Origin of the sequence: Corynebacterium heidelbergense (genome assembly GCF_028609845.1) — a bacterium.
GTDB lineage: Bacteria > Actinomycetota > Actinomycetes > Mycobacteriales > Mycobacteriaceae > Corynebacterium > Corynebacterium heidelbergense.
On the sequence record NZ_CP063191.1, the window covers coordinates 56,899 to 73,595 of the forward strand.

The 16,697-nt window shown below is 65.8% G+C and carries 12 protein-coding genes; 10 read left to right on the forward strand and 2 right to left on the reverse strand.

What is annotated here, in order from left to right; all coding sequences use genetic code 11:
* The first annotated feature begins 152 nt into the window (after positions 1-152).
* The 4 genes from CHEID_RS00250 to CHEID_RS00265 all read left to right on the forward strand — a co-directional run bounded on the left by CHEID_RS00250 (position 153) and on the right by CHEID_RS00265 (position 6,019).
* Complete coding sequence (locus CHEID_RS00250; RefSeq protein ID WP_238599314.1) at positions 153-1,196, forward strand: pyridoxal-phosphate dependent enzyme; 1,044 nt, start codon at positions 153-155, stop codon at positions 1,194-1,196.
* 3 nt (positions 1,197-1,199) lie between these two features.
* Positions 1,200-4,460, forward strand: a complete 3,261-nt coding sequence (locus tag CHEID_RS00255) for an FAD/NAD(P)-binding protein (RefSeq protein WP_238599315.1) — start codon at positions 1,200-1,202, stop codon at positions 4,458-4,460.
* 179 nt (positions 4,461-4,639) lie between these two features.
* Complete coding sequence (locus CHEID_RS00260) at positions 4,640-5,341, forward strand: hypothetical protein (protein WP_112769471.1); 702 nt, start codon at positions 4,640-4,642, stop codon at positions 5,339-5,341.
* 348 nt (positions 5,342-5,689) lie between these two features.
* On the forward strand, positions 5,690-6,019 hold the full coding sequence (locus CHEID_RS00265; protein WP_112769462.1) for a transglycosylase family protein: 330 nt from the start codon (positions 5,690-5,692) through the stop codon (positions 6,017-6,019).
* A 76-nt stretch (positions 6,020-6,095) separates the two neighbouring features.
* On the opposite strand, the gene CHEID_RS00270 is transcribed toward CHEID_RS00265, so the two are convergent.
* Complete coding sequence (locus tag CHEID_RS00270) at positions 6,096-6,848, reverse strand: PaaI family thioesterase (protein ID WP_112769463.1); 753 nt, start codon at positions 6,846-6,848, stop codon at positions 6,096-6,098.
* A 120-nt stretch (positions 6,849-6,968) separates the two neighbouring features.
* Here CHEID_RS00270 and CHEID_RS00275 point away from each other — a divergent pair, with 120 nt between their 5' ends.
* From CHEID_RS00275 to CHEID_RS00290, 4 genes are read left to right on the forward strand one after another with little or no spacing between them, the layout of a single operon-like run.
* The gene (locus CHEID_RS00275; RefSeq protein ID WP_112769464.1) at positions 6,969-7,967 is read left to right on the forward strand and encodes an alpha/beta hydrolase family protein; all 999 of its coding nucleotides are present in this window, start codon (positions 6,969-6,971) and stop codon (positions 7,965-7,967) included.
* 10 nt (positions 7,968-7,977) lie between these two features.
* Positions 7,978-9,348: a TrkH family potassium uptake protein gene (locus tag CHEID_RS00280; RefSeq protein ID WP_238599316.1), complete on the forward strand. Its 1,371-nt coding sequence runs from the start codon at positions 7,978-7,980 to the stop codon at positions 9,346-9,348.
* Positions 9,341-10,033, forward strand: a complete 693-nt coding sequence (locus CHEID_RS00285) for a potassium channel family protein (protein WP_112769465.1) — start codon at positions 9,341-9,343, stop codon at positions 10,031-10,033. Before CHEID_RS00280 ends, CHEID_RS00285 begins: the two co-directional genes overlap by 8 nt.
* A gap of 60 nt (positions 10,034-10,093) precedes the next feature.
* Positions 10,094-12,097, forward strand: coding sequence for a glycosyltransferase 87 family protein (locus CHEID_RS00290; protein ID WP_112769466.1), 2,004 nt, complete (start codon positions 10,094-10,096; stop codon positions 12,095-12,097).
* Positions 12,098-12,130: 33 nt separating this feature from the next.
* Here the strand turns inward: CHEID_RS00290 and CHEID_RS00295 are convergent, their stop codons facing one another.
* Entirely contained in the window at positions 12,131-13,792 is a 1,662-nt protein-coding gene (locus CHEID_RS00295) for a glycerol-3-phosphate dehydrogenase/oxidase (RefSeq protein WP_112769467.1), read from the reverse strand.
* A gap of 181 nt (positions 13,793-13,973) precedes the next feature.
* Between CHEID_RS00295 and CHEID_RS00300 the strand changes: the two genes are divergently transcribed.
* Together CHEID_RS00300 and CHEID_RS00305 are read left to right on the forward strand one after the other, a co-directional pair.
* Positions 13,974-15,668, forward strand: coding sequence for an FAD-binding oxidoreductase (locus CHEID_RS00300; RefSeq protein WP_112769473.1), 1,695 nt, complete (start codon positions 13,974-13,976; stop codon positions 15,666-15,668).
* A 3-nt stretch (positions 15,669-15,671) separates the two neighbouring features.
* Positions 15,672-16,667 (forward strand): diacylglycerol kinase, encoded by a 996-nt coding sequence (locus CHEID_RS00305; RefSeq protein WP_112769468.1) that lies wholly within the window; start codon positions 15,672-15,674, stop codon positions 16,665-16,667.
* Positions 16,668-16,697 lie beyond the last annotated feature (30 nt).

Genomic DNA, 16,697 nt, shown 5'->3' on the forward strand with positions numbered 1-16,697 from the left:
TGAGTCGGTCAGGACCCCACGTTAAAGAGGTAGGAACTACCGTCGTGGGCCGTGTAAAAGGTGCACGTGATCCGCAAACCGAGGGCTTGTAGGGCACCATACTTATAGCCGAATAACTAAGGGACTGCCGTTTCGTCCGTATCATGGCGGCCATGACAACAGCTCGGCCCACGCAGGTAGGGTTTCTCGACACTCTTGGTAATACCCCCCTAGTACGGCTGGATAAGGTAAACCCCTCCGACGCCGTCACGCTTTGGGGGAAGCTGGAGCAATTCAACCCAGGCGGCAGTGCCAAGGACCGGACCGCTGCTGCTCTGGTGGAGGCCGCAGTGGCCAACGGCACCCTGAGCGAGGGCGCCACCCTCGTCGAATCGAGTTCCGGCAACCTGGGAATCGCCCTGGCCCGCCAGGCCCTAGTCAACGGTTGGGGCTTTCGTTGCGTGGTGGACCCGCGGGTCAACCGTGCAACCGTGGCGATGATGGAGGCACTGGGGGCCACGGTGGAGTTCGTTACCGAGCCAGACCCGGAGACAGGGGACTGGCTGGTAGCGCGCCGCAAGAAAGTTCGGGATTTGGTGGATTCCATCCCGGGTGCGGTGAACCTGGACCAGTACTCCAACCCGGCTGCCCGCCGCGCGCACTCGGAGGGCACGATGCGGGAGATCGTGCGGGACTTGGGCCGAGCCCCGGACTGGCTCTTCGTGGCGGTGAGCACGACCGGCACCATCGGCGGCTGCGCGGACTATGCGGAGGCCATCGGGGCGGATACCCGCATCGTCGGGGTGGACGCGGAAGGCTCCGTGCTCTTCGGCGGGAAACGCGGCGATAGGCACCTGCCCGGGTTCGGGGCTGGGGCCGTGCCGGATCTCTCCCTGAGCGTGAAACCCGCCCGGGTGGATCGGATTGACGACGTGTCCAGCGTGGTGGGTGCCCGCGTACTCGCGGCGACCGAGGGCATCCTGCCGGGGGCTTCCGGGGGCGCGGTCATTACCGCGGCTCTGCGGGCGGTCGAGGCAATGGATCCCGGCAGCTCGGCGGTCCTCATCTTCCACGATGCAGGATCCGCTTACTTGGACACCGTCTACAACGACGAGTGGGTGCAAGACACGTTCGGCGTGGCCCCGCAGGAGTTGCAACGCCGTGTCGACACCGTGGTCGCCGAGTGCGCCGGCCCGTCGCAGGTAGTGAGGAATTAGGACATGGAGAAGGCTGCGGAATCGGCAATGGAACGCCACGAGGGAACTACCTTGGGGGAGCCTTCGACCGCCTGGCGGGTGGGCATTATCGGCGGCGGTCCCCGCGCGCTGTGGGCCGTGGAGGAGTTGGTGGGCCAGGCCCGGCGGCGCGGTGTATCGCTGCAGGTGGAGGTGTGGGATCCGTTCCAGCCTGGCGCGGGCCGGGTTTACCGGGAGGAACAGCCGAGCTACTACCGGTTGAACGTGCGCTCTGATGTGGTTTTCTCCGCCCTGGGGACGCTTAACCAGTGGCGGGGCAGCTCCACGTTCTTCCCGCCGCGCCGCGAGGTGGGTGCTTTCCTCAGTGCATCCTTCCGCCATGCCCAGCGCACGGCACCGCCGAATTGCCGCATCGAACACATCCCCGAGTACGTCTCGGATCTCTCCCCCATCCCGGTGGGGCTCGGCGGCCAGACTGCGGCAGCAGAGGGAACACACGAGACCGCCGAGAGGTCGGGGCGCTGGCAGATCACCGGGGCCTCCGGGCAGCGTCGCTATGACGAAGTCTTGTTGTGCACCGGCCATGCCGATCGTTGGCCGGGCGCGTTGAGTCCCGGTGTTGTTGGGGGTCCCGGTCTTCTTGACCTTGGGGACGCCACCTCCCCGATCGTGGGCAGCCCGTATCGCGGGGCCGCAACTGGGGGTGACCCGACGGATTCGGGGGCGCCATCCCAAGTGCCCCTAGAGTTGATCCCCGAGGGCGAAGCGGTGGGCGTTCGCGGCGCCGCCCTGACATTCATCGACACCTGCATGGCCCTAAGCGAGGGTCGCGGGGGAGCGTTCCGCGAACGTGCGGACGGCAGCGGCCTGCTGGACTATCACCGGTCCCCAGATGCCGGTGGGCCCCGGGAACCCAACGTCATCTATCCGGTTAGTCGGGGTGGGCGGTTCATGGAGGTCAAACCGGACCCCAGCGGAAGCCTGAACGGGTTGTGCACCCGCGAGTTAGAGGGCTACAGCCAGCAGATTCGGCAGGCCAAGGGCTTCGCGGATGTTCGGCAGGCCCTGGCGCGGGCGGCCGTGGATCTCCTGTGCGTGGGTCGCCTCGTCAGCCCGCGGGAGGGTGAGCAATTGACCCCCGCCGCGGCCCGCGACCAGGTGGAGGCCGTCCTGAACGGAACGGATACCGATCCGCAGCAGCACAGCCCGCTCGAGGAATTCCGGCGCTCCTACCTGGTGGCCATCGGCAAGGCCCCGGCGTCGGCGGCCTGGGCGGTGGGGGAGGCGCTGCGAAGGCTCTACCCCGCCCTCGTCCAGCGGGCCTCCTACGGGGGTCGCCGCCTCCTGGAGGGCGAGGCCAAGGCCTTCACCGGATTGACCCGGAGGCTCGAGCGGGTGGCTTTTGGCCCGCCACCGCAGACGGCGGGCGCGGTAATTGCACTGGCGGATGCGGGCCTGGTAGATGATCGATTTATGGGTTCTGCGGAGGTGATCGACCACTGGATGGACGGGAAGGCCGAGCCCGGCGAGGGCATCGCGGTCACCGCGCTCGTGGATGCCGTCATCCCCCCGCCGGGCCTCGTGGAGGGCACGCTCACACAGCGGCTGAGCGCCCGTGGGCTGCTCGAAAAGGACGAGCTCACCGGGAGTGTACTCACAAACCCGGATGCCTCCGTCCCCGCCCAGCCCGGCCTTGCGGTGGTCGGGCGCGATGTAGAGGGCACGGTTCTGGGCCACGACACCCTCAACCGCACCATGCACCCAGAAATACCCAGGTGGGCCCATGCTGTCGGCCAGCGCGCCGCTGCACAGACAGGCACGCAGCAGGGCACCTTGGACCGCCGCATGCAGGCCCTCCAGCCGCTGACGGCCCGCCTGGAACCGTGGGCCGAGGATCTGTGCGCGAACCAGGAACTGTGCGCGGAGCTCGTCGAAAAGTGGGGAAGCCCGGTGAACGTGCTGCACCCAGAGGTACTGCCCGCCAACGCCGTGGAACTCGTACAGGCTGGGGCCGATGCCGGGGTTGATGTCCGCATCTTCTTCGCCCGGAAGGCCAATAAGGCCCTGGGGTTTGTGGACGCCGCTCACCGCGCGGGGCATGGCGTGGATGTAGCCAGCCAACGGGAACTCACCCAAGTACTGGACCGGGGTGTCCCGGGGGAGAAGATCATCCTGTCCGCCGCGATTAAGCCGGATGCGCTACTGGATATTGCGATCCGCGCCGGGGCTGTGATCTCCGTGGATAGCGTGGCCGAGCTCCGCCGCATCGAGGAAAGGGCCCGGGCCTTGGCCAAGGGCTCCCCGGAGCTTCGGGCGAAGATTGCCCCACGCGTAGCCCCGGAACCCGACACGCTGCCGCCCACCCGCTTCGGGGAACGCGCCGGGGTCTGGCTCGCGGCCCTGTCCCGCGACGGCCTGGACTCACACGTTTCCCTCGTGGGCGTGCACCTGCACCTGCACGGGTATTCGGAAGGGGACCGGCGCATCGCGCTCGGCCAGGCCCTGGGCCTCATCGACGAGGTGCGTGAGTTGGGCCACCGGCCGGAATTCGTCGACCTCGGCGGAGGCGTGCCCATGAGCTACCTGGATGACGCCAACGAGTGGCATCAGTTCTGCGCCCGCAGGCAGAACCTCCAGGACCGGCTGGACGCCGGGGTGGCCATCCCCGGCGAGGAAGAATTCACGTGGAAGATGGACCCCCTGCGGAACACCTACCCCTTCCACCAAAGCCCGACACGGGGTTCCTGGCTGGTCCAACTGCTGGCCGGCGAGCTGCCCGGTGCCGTGTCGGCAGCCCAGGCGCTGAAAGACCGGGGGCTGCGCCTGCACCTCGAACCAGGTCGCAGCATCCTCGACGGGGGAGGCGTCATCCTGGCCCGCGTGGCCTTCGTCAAGACTCGCAGTGATGGCGTGGGCCTCGTGGGGCTCGAGATGAACCGCACCCAGTGCCGGACCACGGCAGATGACATCTTGGCGGATCCACTCCTCATCGCGCCCGGTGGGGTGGCGTCGCCAAGAAAACGAGACAACATTGGCCTGGAGGCATACCTCGTCGGTGCGTACTGCATCGAAGATGAAGTGATTGTGCGCCGGAAAATGGTCTTCCCCCAAGGGGTCTGCGCGGGGGACATCGTGGCCATCCCCAACACCGCCGGGTACTTCATGCACATCCTGGAAAGCGCCTCCCACCAAATCCCGCTGGCGAAAAACGTGTTGCTGGACGGGCGCGGGACAGCCAGGCTGGACGATATCGACAGGCCAATGGCACACGGTACCGGCAACTGACTAGGTACCCTGGGCTGCACGACCCGATCGACCGCACGATCCGATCGGCTGTGCGGCGCTGTGGATGCGAGCCCACTGGTTTTCGCTCCTTGTTGTTCACCTCCCCCCGGTGTTTGTATCGAGAGGTAGACGCGCCGCCCTCCCCCATCCCAGCCGCGATGATTACGAAGGATGAACCGATGAGCTACCGCAACGGAAATCACGACAATTACGACGATCAAACCCGCCAACTGAACATGAACGACTACCAGGGCGGGCGCAATAGTTACGGCAACTCCGGTGGTGATTTCTACCGGGACGAGGATTACGGGCGTTCCGGGGAATACGGCTCCCGGGACAGCCGCGCCCAGCAGGGTTACCAGAGCTACCAGCAGGGCTATCAACCGGAATACGCCGCACCGGCTGGCAACGCGGCTCCAGCTCCCTCGGCCACCCCGCCTGCGGCGCCGAAGCAGTCCCTCATCGCGGGGCGGTTCGATACCAAGAAGGTCATCGTCAACCTGGTGATGCTCGGCCTGCTGTCCGCCGTGGTGACCTTCGCCCTGGTGTACGTGGTGGACCTTTTGGTCGGCCTGCTGCCGGGCATGGTGTCCCTGGGGATGGGGCCGGCGGTGATGTCCGGGGTGATTGCCGGGGTTCTAGGCGTGGTCGCTGGTCTGCTCTACATCCCCGTCGCCGGAACGGGCAACGAGCACCTCTTCGGCCTGGCCGTCATCGCGCTCGCCGTGGTGGCGATCGTGGTGTGGGTGGTGCTCGGCGGCCTGCTCAACGGGGACTGGCGCACCCTCGTGACGCTCACGGGAATCATCTGCACCGCCGCGACGGCATACGCTACGCCCTCCCGCATCGAGTCCGCTGACGTGCGGGGATACGCCCGCTAGACCCGTCTCCATGGCCCGGGCGCACACCCTGGCCGGAGCGTGAACCTTTCCTGGAAATCCTTTCAGCTACGCGGTCTTGGCTTGACCGCAGTGGGGGAGGCTTGCGTAGGTTGGCGGGCCGTGGGTGGCCACCGGAACTTCCGTGGCCGAGATCTCAGTGCCGGAGTTGGGCGTACCTATCCGCCCAGGCGGATAAAGAAATCCCCCTCCCTGGCACGGCAGACACCTTGTACATCGCCCCAGCTTCGTAGCACTTGCTGCGCTGCGGCCGCACGCGCCGAACCCGACGTTCGAGTCCCGCGAGGGCCGCTTCAAAGCGAAATAAGTACTCGAGCAGGAGTTTCTTTCATGCGTAAGTCCGTTAAGACCACCTTGACCCGCTTTGCCCTGGCCGCCGGAACCGCTGGTGCCGTGGCCGCTGCCGCCCCGGCCGCGAACGCCAGCCAGTGGGATCAGGTCGCAGCCTGCGAGTCCGATGGTAACTGGTCCACGAACACCGGCAACGGCTTCTACGGTGGCCTGCAGTTCACCGCCGAAACCTGGAACGGGTACGGCGGCGGGCAGTACGCCCCGACTGCGGACCAGGCGTCCAGGGAACAGCAGATCGAGATCGCGGAGAAGGTTCTTGCCGGGCAGGGCGCAGGTGCCTGGCCGGTGTGCGGCGGCCCGGTCGCTTAACTCGGTCGACTAAACCGTTCACTTCATCGCCCGCCGAGCCCCCCGGGGGCCACCGCAATCCCGGGCGAACCCAGACCTACTGGGGCAGCAGTTCCTGTGGAATGCCCATCCCCAGTAGGTCTTCGCGCGTCATCTCGGACTTCTCCAACGCAGCGGCGGCCACATGCCGCATCTGCTCCTCCGGCGCAGGGATGCGGCGCTGCTCGCTCATGAGGACCGTCAGGGTCTCCGGGTGATCCCGGAAGGCTTGCCACACCAGGGACGTGGCCAGCGCCTCCAGCACCAGCCCCCGTGGGCGCCGGGCCTGCTCCGGGACGGGGGCTCGCTTCCCGCCGCCGCGGGGGCGCACGTGCAGATCTTGCTGCCCGATTCCAACGACCGAGCCATCGCGGTTACGCACCACGGTGGTGTAGGGGACATTGCAGTAGCCGTCCTTCGCGATGCATTCCTTGATCCAGGCAATGAGCTCATCGCTGACCTCCACCTCCAGGTAGGCGCCGTTGCGCCCGGGCGTGAGGAACTGGAAGGTGCCGGTGCGGGTCCAGGCCTCGAAGTCCTTGCCCATACGGCGGTTGACCAGGGTGCCGAAGAGCACGTCTGTCATGGAGAAGAGCGTGCCGCCGAAGGCAGCCGCGTGCATGTTGAGGTTGAGGAAGTTCAGCCGCAGCTCCAGCCGCCCCCCGGACCAGTCCGGTTCGATGTGGGTGATGCGAATACCGGAGCCGAACAGCGGGGTCCAGGCGCTCATCATGCGGCGGGCTAACTGTGGGGAGGACAGGGCCTGCGCGGCGAGGCGGGAGGGGTGTAGGAGGTTTTTGACGAATCCCATACTGCTGATTGTGTCACAACTCACTTATCGCTCGAGTGCAGATAACTATAAGTGCAGCACTGTCGCCGGAGTCGGCGAAACCGGCGTTCTCCCCGTCCACCTGCCATTACCCTCGAAGCCATGGCGAACACGGAACCGCGCAGCGATGCTCCCCGCACGGAGAAGGTCACCTTCAGTGCTACCGACGGGCACCCCTTGGTCGGTGAGTTGTTTCTTCCGCCCGCACTGGAGGTCCCTGGCGTCCCGAAGAACATGGCGGCGGACCCGACCAAAGCAACGTCCGCGTCTGCACAGTCCCGCATCCCCGCCGCGGCCGCAGTGATCCACCCGGCGACCGGCGTGGACATGAACCTGTACCGCAAATTCGCCGCCTACCTGGCCGAGGAAAAGGGCTGGCCTACCCTCATCTACGACTTCCGGGGGTGCGGCTTCAGCGAGAGCCCGGGGGATCGCGCCGACCCGGACATGGTGATGGCCGATTGGATGCTTAAGGACGTCCCCGCCGCCACCGGGTGGATCCGGCGGCGATTCCCGGACATCCCGATTCTCGCCGTGGGGCACTCGGTGGGGGCGCATGGGCAGGCTGCGGTGGGGCAGCGGGAAGCCCCCGTGGACGCGCAGGTCATGATCGCCAGCCACGCGGGCATCACGAACCTTGTGCGCGGCCGCCGCGAGCGCGTCAAAGTGTGGACCATTTTCAACGTCATCACGCCCCTTACGGCTCGCATTTTGGGCCATGTGCCCGTGGCTCTCTTTGGGATGGGGCGCAACATTCCGCTCGGCGTGATGCGCCAATGGGCGGGGTGGACGAAAAAGCCCGGTTATTTTTTTGACGACGCCACCTACGATTTCGCCGCCCGATACGAACAGCTCCGCGGCCCCGTCCTCAGTGTCGTGTTTAGCGATGATCCGTGGGCTAATCGCCGGGCCGTTGATGTGTTGACGGATCGCATGACCAACGCGGACGTGGAAAAGATGAACGTGCAGGTGGGGCCGAATGGTCAGATCGCCGGCCCGGTGGACCATATGGGTTTCTTCCGGTTGAAGAATAAGCAATTGTGGCCCAAGGTGGGGGATTGGCTGGAGGCGCAGATAGACACATCCCCGCCTCGGTTCTAGTGTGTTGCGGGTGAAAGAACGCAACGGCGCCCCACGGGTAAAGCCGACCCAGTTGGTGACGGGCGGCTTCTTCGGCCTCATCATGGTCGGCGCCTTGCTGTTGAGCCTGCCGGTCGCCTCTGCGTCGGGGGAGGCCACCCCCTTCTTTCACTCCATGTTCACGGCGACCTCCGCAGTGTGCGTGACGGGCCTGGTCGTGGTGGATACGGGCACGCACTGGTCCACATTCGGTCAGGTCATCATCGTGCTGCTCATCCAACTCGGGGGATTCGGCATCATGAGCCTGACCTCCCTGGCGGGCATGCTGCTCACCGGGAAGTTGGGGTTGCGCCAGCAGATGAACGCAGCGGCGGAGGGGCGCAGCGGCAACATCGGGAACGTCCGGCGCACCATCAGCGCCACCCTACGGCTGACGGCCACCGTGGAGTTCATCGTCGCGGTGATCCTCGTTATCCGGTTCAGGCAGGAATACGGGATGAGCCTGGGCCGGGCGATGTGGGAGGGCCTCTTCCACGCCGTATCCGCGTTCAACAACGCGGGGTTCGGGCTGCGCTCGGACAGTCTGGTGCCGTATGTGGGGGATGCCTGGATCATCATCCCCCTGGCCGGGGCGCTCATCATCGGCGGCCTGGGGTTCCCGGTGTTGGCGGAGCTTGTGAGCAAGGTCAAGCGGTCCTGGCGGTTTCGCCGGGTGGGCGGGCACCCCATGCGGCTGAGCGTGACCTCCCGCATCACCCTGTGGTGTACGGCGTTCCTCATCGTCGTTGGCTCCGTGGCGGTGGGGCTGGCGGAGTGGACCCACGCCATGCAGGGGTTGCCGGTGCATACAAAGGTGCTCGCCGCGTTCTTTCAGGGGGTCAGCCCCCGTACCGCCGGGTTCAACTCCTTGGATTACGCCGAGCTGCATCCCGCGACATTGATCATCACCGACATGCTCATGTTCGTGGGTGGGGGGTCCGCCGGAACGGCGGGTGGTGTGAAAATCACCACGGTGGCCATCATGCTGGCGGCGGCGTTCGCCGAATTTCGCGGGGACAATGCCACCACGATCGGCGGCCGGCGGATCGAGGATACGGTGGTTCGCCAGGCCATGACGGTCGCCGCAGCCGGAGTGATTCTCGTGGTGTTTTCCGTGGTCGCAGTGGAGATTATGGATGTTCAGTTCACCAGCGATCAGATTATGTTCGAGGTGATCTCCGCCTTCGGGACAGTGGGGCTGTCCACGGGCATCACCGCCCAGCTCACCGCTGGGTCCCAGGCCGTGTTGATGATGTTGATGTTCCTTGGCAGGGTTGGTCCGATTACGCTGGTGACAGCGCTGGCCAGCCGGAACCGCAAGCGGCGCTACGATCTACCGTCTGAGAGGCCTTTCATTGGGTAACTTCCTTGGCAACGCACTGCGCGGCAAGCGTCAGATCGATATCCCGCCCGTGGCGGTGCTAGGGCTGGGCCGATTCGGCGCCTCCCTCGCCGCTGAGCTGGCAGAGCATGGGGTGGAGGTGCTGGGGGTGGATAGCAGCGACCGCCTGGTGCAGGTGTGCTCGCAGGAGCTCACCCAGACCGCGAAGGCGGATACCACCGACATCGAGGCCCTGCGGCAGTTGGGCGTGGACCAGGTGGAGCGGGTGGTGCTGGCCATCGGCTCGAAGTTGGAGGCCAGCATCCTCACCGCCTCCAACCTCGTGGAGCTGGGCATTCCCCACATTTGGGCGAAGGCCGATTCGAAGGCGCATGCCCGGATTCTTACCCAGGTCGGGGTCCATCACGTCGTCCGCCCGGAGCGCGATACCGGGCGGCGGGTGGCCCACCTCCTCGGCGGACGCTTTCAGGACTTCGCGGAGTTCGACGAGAACCACGGCATGATCAAAATGGCCCCGCCCACGTACTTCACCCGCGCTCGCTTCGACCCGGATCGGCTGATGCGGGATCACGGCGTGTTCGTGGTGTCCGCCCGGCACCCGGATGGCTCCTGGGAGCCCTACACTCGGGAGCTGAACCTCGACGATGTGGACGAGATCATCCTGGCCGGGGCGCCCCAGGACCTGGAGAGCTTCGCCCAGTCTTAGCCTCGCGGGTTGTGGCCCCCGTGTCCGGTGGTTGTCCCGGAGCCGGGATATATTCACCACATGTCCACTGCCGCCCCCACTGGGGTTTCCCGCGATGGGTTTGCCTCGCACGGGTCCCCGACGAGCCTGTTGCAGCCAATCGACCGGCACCACCAACTGACCTTCCCGCCGTTTACCCGGGGACTGTTGACCATAGGGCAGTGGGTGGTTTTCCTGCTTGGCCTGGCGGGCCTGCTGGGTGGGGGGTATTTCGCCGTGCAGCATGCGCAGGAGAAGTACCTGCTGGACGTGGGGGTTTTTCAGGACGCCGGTTCCGCCCTGGTGCACGGGCAGCCGTTGTATTCCGATGCTTTCCCCACCCGCTCGGGTTTCCGGTTCATCTATCCACCCTTTGCCGCGCTGCCCTTCGTGCCGCTGCAGTGGATCCAGGAAAAGCACATGCAGGTGGCCTGGACGCTGCTGACCGTTGCCGCGGTATGGGTGATCCTGGCGATGGTGTGCCGCCGGGTGGGCTTGCGCAACTGGGTGTTGTGGAGCATCGGGTTGGCCGGGTTCGCGATCAACATTGAGCCCGTGCGAACGCACCTCATCTACGGGCAGATCAACGCGTTCCTCATCCTGCTCGTCACGGCGGATGCGCTGGGTTACGTGCCCCGCAAGCTGCGGGGTGTAGGGGTGGGCATCGCCACGGGCATCAAAATCACCCCGGCGGCATACGCTTTGGTGTTCCTCGCCCGCAAGGACTGGTGGTCCGTGGCCCGCTCGGCGGGGTTCTTCTTTCTCACGGCGGCCATCGGTGCGCTTGTGCGCCCGGCGGAGTCCCTCTATTACTGGACGGACGAGTTCTTCAAGTCCGATCGCGGCGGACCCCCGTCGTATCCGCCGAACCAGGCTCTGAGCGGCCTGCTGACCCGCGCAGGACTGTCGGATCACGTGGTGGGGTTGATCATGGTGCCGGGCTTCATCCTCGTCGCTGCGGCGGTGTTGTGGGGGGCTTGGAAGTTGGAGAAAAGCGGGCATCGGGTGGTGTCCCTGTTGCTGGTGGTATTGGGGGTTTGCTTGGCCAACCCGATTGCCGTCACCCACCACTGGACTGGGATTGTGCTCGTTTTCCCGTTGTTAGCGGCGCTGGCGGTGGGCACGGAGCGGTTGCCGCAGCGCCGCGTCTTGGCCGCTGTGATCGTCGTGTTCCTGGCGGCGAACTTGTTCGGCCCGCATTACGTCTACCCGCATGCCGAGCACTACACCTTTCACCTGCAGCAGTGGCTGGTGGGTAATGCGCAGGGGTTGAGCGGTTTCCTACTGTTCCTCGTCTTGCTCGTCGTGGCCGCCCGGTGCACTGCTAGCGTGGTGGCCATGACAGCAAAAAGTGCTGACCAAGCGAGAAAAATGCAGTCTTCGGGGGCCGCCCAGGAGCAGCGGGCCGTTATCTTCCCGGATGCCGATCTGTCCCCCGATAAGCCCCATTTCCAGCGGTTGTTTCTGCAGCAGGAGGCCCTGTTAGGTGTGGACGCCAACCCCGCCGCGTTTGCCGCACTGACCGAGATCGGCGATTACCGGGTCCTGGATCCACGGGGCAAAGTGGGCCTGCAGGTTACGTTGTTCACCGATGGTCAGGCCACCGTCCAGGTACCCCTGGCCTACTGCGAGGCCGACCAGGAGGGCGCCAAACGCCCCGGGTTCTTGGGGGAGATGAGCCACAGCGAGCTGGGCCGACGCCACATCTTTGATGCCCGTCAGCGTCCCGAGTTCGCCGAGGCGATCGGCGCTCTTATTACCTCCGCGGGTCGGGGGCCGGTGAGCGAGAGTGCCAAGGACGGCAGTGTCATCCAACCCAAGGTTCAGGTGCAGGGTACCGGCACGCGATCCGGGCACGGTTCCGTCGAGGTCGAATTCCCCTTGGTGGTGGACCTGCGTGCCTCGGATTCCGCGGCCCAAGCTGCAGCGGAGGAGCCGGGGCTTATGCTGGGAACCTGGCAGCAGCCGTCGCCCACGGCGGCAGCGCCGGAGGCGAAAACTTTAGGCGGGGAGTCGGTCACGGCGATCCTCGCTCAGCTCCGCTAGCCGAACCACCGCTACCGGGGATTTTCTCGCCGGTTACGCCGGGGTGGGGCCGACGCCCTCCACGCGGGCAGCGCGGAGAACTTCTTCTGCGGCTGCGGTCGCGGCGGCGCGGTCCTCCGGGATTAGCCCGATGCGGGTTCTGCGATCCAGAATGTCGCCGACCGTCCGGGCGCCCTCGTGGGTGACAGCGAAGCTCATCCGGGCTCGGGATATGGACGAGCCGGGGAGCGCCGGCTGGCCGGGGTCCGGTATCACGCACTGCTCCGTGTACGCTGCGGAATCCGGAGCGACATCCGGCAGACCGGGGGCGCCTAAAAGAGGGGTCCGCTCTGTCACGCAGGGCCCGTACTTGCCCGTTAGGCGGGAGCCAATGGTCGGATCCGCCAGCACTGCATCCACCGTTTGCTCAGCCATAAGCCGGTATTCCGTGAGCTTGCCGCCCGTGACAGTGACCATGCCGTCCTCCACCAAGATGGCGTGCTCCCGGGACAGGTCGGCGGTGTGCTCTTTGTTCTCCGCCAGCTCGATCAGCGGGCGTAGCCCGGCGAACGCCCCGTCCACGTCGCTGCGGGTTAGCTTCTTGTCCAACGCTTGGTTGATGACGTCCAAAATGAAGTGGATATCGGTCTCGGGGGCCTCCGGTTCGTCGGCGAGCGGCGCTGCTTCGTCCGTAATCCCGACATAACACCGGCCCAGCCCCGTGGGCAGGACGAAGCAGAACCGGTTGGTGGCATGGGGAACCGGGACGGTCAGTGCCCCGGTGGGGTTGCCCAGTTTTTCGGAACGGATGACTAGGTGGGTGCCCCGGCTGGGAGTGACGGTCACGCGCTTATCCAGATCCCCGGCCCACACGCCGGTGGCATTGATCACCCCGGCTGCGGCTACCGTGACTGTGTCCCTGGTATCGGGCCCGAACTGCAAGGTGACGTGGCTCAACCCCTGCTCGGAGGTCACCTGCGTGACGGGGGCGTGGGTCAGCACATCTGCGCCATAGCCCGCCGCGGTGCGGGCCAGGGCTGTGACCAGGGCAGCGTCGTCGGTGAGCTGGCCGTCGTAATTGACGTACCCGAATTTCACTTCGGCGCGATCCACAGCGGGACAGAGCTCGGCGACCTTTCGGGCGCTAATTGTGCGCGATCGTGGGAGGGTCTGTGCGGAGGTGCCGGCAGCAATGCGTAGGGCATCCCCGGCGAGGAAGCCCAGGCGGGGGAGGACGTTGTTGAGCACGCCAAACTTGGCCATGACCGGGACCACCTGCGGCAGCGCCCGGGTGAGGTGGGGGGCCGTGGTCTCCATGAGAATGCCCCGCTCTTTCGCGGAACGCCGCGCGATCCCTACATTTCCACTGGCCAGGTAGCGCAGCCCCCCGTGGGCCAATTTGGAGGACCACCGAGAGGTGCCGAAGGCCAAGTCCACCTTGTCCACCAGCAACACGCGCAGCCCGCGGGTCACGGCATCGAGGGCCACCCCCGCACCCGTCACCCCCGCACCGACGACAATCAGGTCGTAGGGTCCGCCCTTTCGCTGGCCCCCACGCAGTTGGTCAAGTAGATCCGCCCGGCGTTGCGGGGACAGGGCCGCCCGCTCCGCGCGGAAGGCCGGACGGTTAGAAGCCTCCGCCACGTGGTGGGCACTGCGGGTCGTGGCGTTGGCGATGGCGGTGGCGCGATCAATGGCGGAGTTGCGGCGGCTCATGAGTGCGAACTTACTACGGCCGCCGGACATACGGTCGGCGATGCGACAGAATTGCGTGGCGGGCGCAGGTATGCCACATTATCCCGAGAAAGTGTCAGCGGGCGCATATTGTGGGGGTATGACCGATCCCAGTGCGCCTACATCCGCCGCTCTCACCGAAACCGCCATGCCCACCCCTCCGATGGAGTTCAATCTGTGGGGCACGCCAGACGAGGCCAAGGACCTTTCGGCCTCCGTAAAAAAGATGCTGCACAAAATGCTGGGGGTGACGGAACCCAGTCCGCGCCGAGAGCTCTCGGAGGTGCGCCTAAGCCCCATACAGCTCAGTGACGCGGACCTCGCCGAGTTGCAGGGGATCGTCGGGGCCGAGTACGTGTCCACCCAGCAGGAACAGCGAGCCCCGCGGGCCCGCGGGAAGAGCTACCTGGACCTGGTGGATTGGCGCCTGGACCAGGTCATCGCGGCCCCGGATGCGGTGGTGGCCCCCGGCAGCGAAGAGGAGGTGCTGGCGGTTCTGCGGTGGTGTTCCCAACAGTCGGTGGCAGTGGTGCCGTTTGGCGGGGGTACCTCCGTGGTGGGGGGGTTGAGCCCGCTGGCGGGGGATCATCGCGCGGTCCTCAGTGTGGATCTTGCCCGCTTCGATCAATGCGAGGATGTGGATGAGGAATCCGGGCTGGCCACCCTCGGTGCTGGCCTGTCCGGACCCCACGCAGAGATGCTGCTAGCCCAGCACGGCTTGCAAATCGGGCACTTCCCGCAGTCCTTCCCCTATGCCTCGATCGGGGGGTTTGCCGCCACCCGCTCCTCAGGACAGAACTCGGCGGGGTATGGCCGTTTCGATGAGATGGTCCGGGAGCTAACGGTGGTTACCCCCAAGGGGATTCTTCACCCCGGCCAGGCTTCTCCAGCCACTGCTGCGGGACCGCAGCTCAAGCAGCTGTTCTTGGGCTCGGAGGGGCTGTTCGGCATCATCACGAAGGTCCGCCTGCGGGTCCACCCCATCCCGGAGACGAAGCTGTACGAGGCTTTCAGTTTCGCCACCTTCGCCGACGGTGTGCGCGCCCTGCGTACGGTGGAGCAGACGGGGGCGGGACCGACTGTGCTGCGCCTGTCCGATGAGATTGAGTCCAGCGTCAACCTCACGAGCACTGACAAAATCGGCGAGCAGGACGAGTCGGCGCACACCGGGTGCCTTGCCATCACCCTGTTCGAGGGCACCACGCAGCACGCGCAATCCCGCCACCAGGAGACCCGTGCGCTGATGCAGCGGCTGGGCGGCGAGTCCTTGGGGGAGGGCCCGGCGCGCAAGTGGGAGGAGGGCCGGTTCGGCGCGCCCGTGCTGCGCGATTCCCTCATGGACGCCGGGGCCCTGTGCGAAACGCTGGAGACAGCCACGGACTGGTCCAATGTGCCTCGGCTGAAGAAGGCGGTGGGGGAGGCGCTGGCGAAGGCTCTAGTCCACGATGGCACTCCGGCGCTGATCATGTGCCACGTCTCCCACGTCTACGCGGAGGGGTGCAGCCTGTACTTCACGATCGTGGGGGCCGCTGGCCCCCAGCCTCAGGCCCGGTGGCGGGCGGCGAAGCAGGCTGCCACTCAGGCCATTGCGGATAACGGCGGGACAGTCACACATCATCATGCGGTGGGGACGGATCATTTGCCGTGGATGGACGCCGAGATCGGCGCGCTGGGCATTGAGATCCTCCGCGCGGTCAAGAGGGAGGTGGACCCGGAGGGGATTTTGAACCCGGGCAAGACCTTTGATCTTTCCGCGCAATCCCGGGTGGGGGCGGGCAACGGCCCTGCGGTTAGCCCCTCGGGGAGCGCTGCGAGTACCGTCAGCTCCGCTATCGACGAGGGTGGAGAGGGCCAGTAAGCCATGAGTTTTTCAGTGGGAACCGCCCCGATCAGACGCGTGGCCATGCTCACGAACCCGGCTGCGGGCAAGGGGGCCGCGACTCGTATTGCTGATCGAGCCCGGGGGCACCTTAACCAGCTCGGCGTGGACGTGGTGGCGATCCAGGGTTCCAGCGCCGCGGCCTCTCGGGAATTGGCGGCGACCATGGTTGCCGACGATCGCATCGATGCCCTGGTGGTGTGCGGCGGCGACGGCCTTATCTCGTTGGCGCTGCAGGAGCAAGCTCAGTCTGACAAACCCTTGGGAATCATTCCTGCCGGTACGGGTAATGACCACGCCCGGGAATACAACATTCCCACGGATCCCCTCAAGGCAGCCGAGGTGGTGGCGGCGGGATTTTGGACTACCACGGACCTGGGCCGAATGACGCAATGCAAGGCCGGCGCTTTTGGATCGCGCGGGGATATGGCGTCCTTAGATGTATCGGGAATTGACGCCGTTTCGAACTCCTGGTTCGGCACCATCGCCTGTGCTGGTTTTGATTCGCTCGTAAGCGATCGGACGAATAAAATTACCTGGCCAAAGGGGCGAAATCGCTACAACCTGGCCATCGTCATGGAGTTCCTGAACTTCCATTCCATTCCCACTCGGCTGGTGTTGGACCCAGGTATGGATACTCAGCGCGTGTTGGATGGGAGAATTACCCTATGCGCAATGGGGAATACGCGGAGTTATGGTGGAGGAATGAAGATTTGCCCGGACGCGGATCACCACGATGGACTCTTGGATGTCACCATCCTGGGCCAAATGTCCAAACCCAAGGTTGCAACGAAGTTCGGGAAAATCTTCTCCGGCGCTATTCGCGGCGAGGAGGGCATTGATCTGCACCGGGCCCATTCGGTAGCTATCGATATGCCGGGGATCAACGGTTACGCGGACGGCGATCTTTTCGCCCCGCTGCCGATGCTTGTGGAAATCGTGCCCGGCGCCGGGCGGTACATCGTCCCGCGGCCGTAGTGCGTCGCGGGCACGTCGTGGGGGGGATCC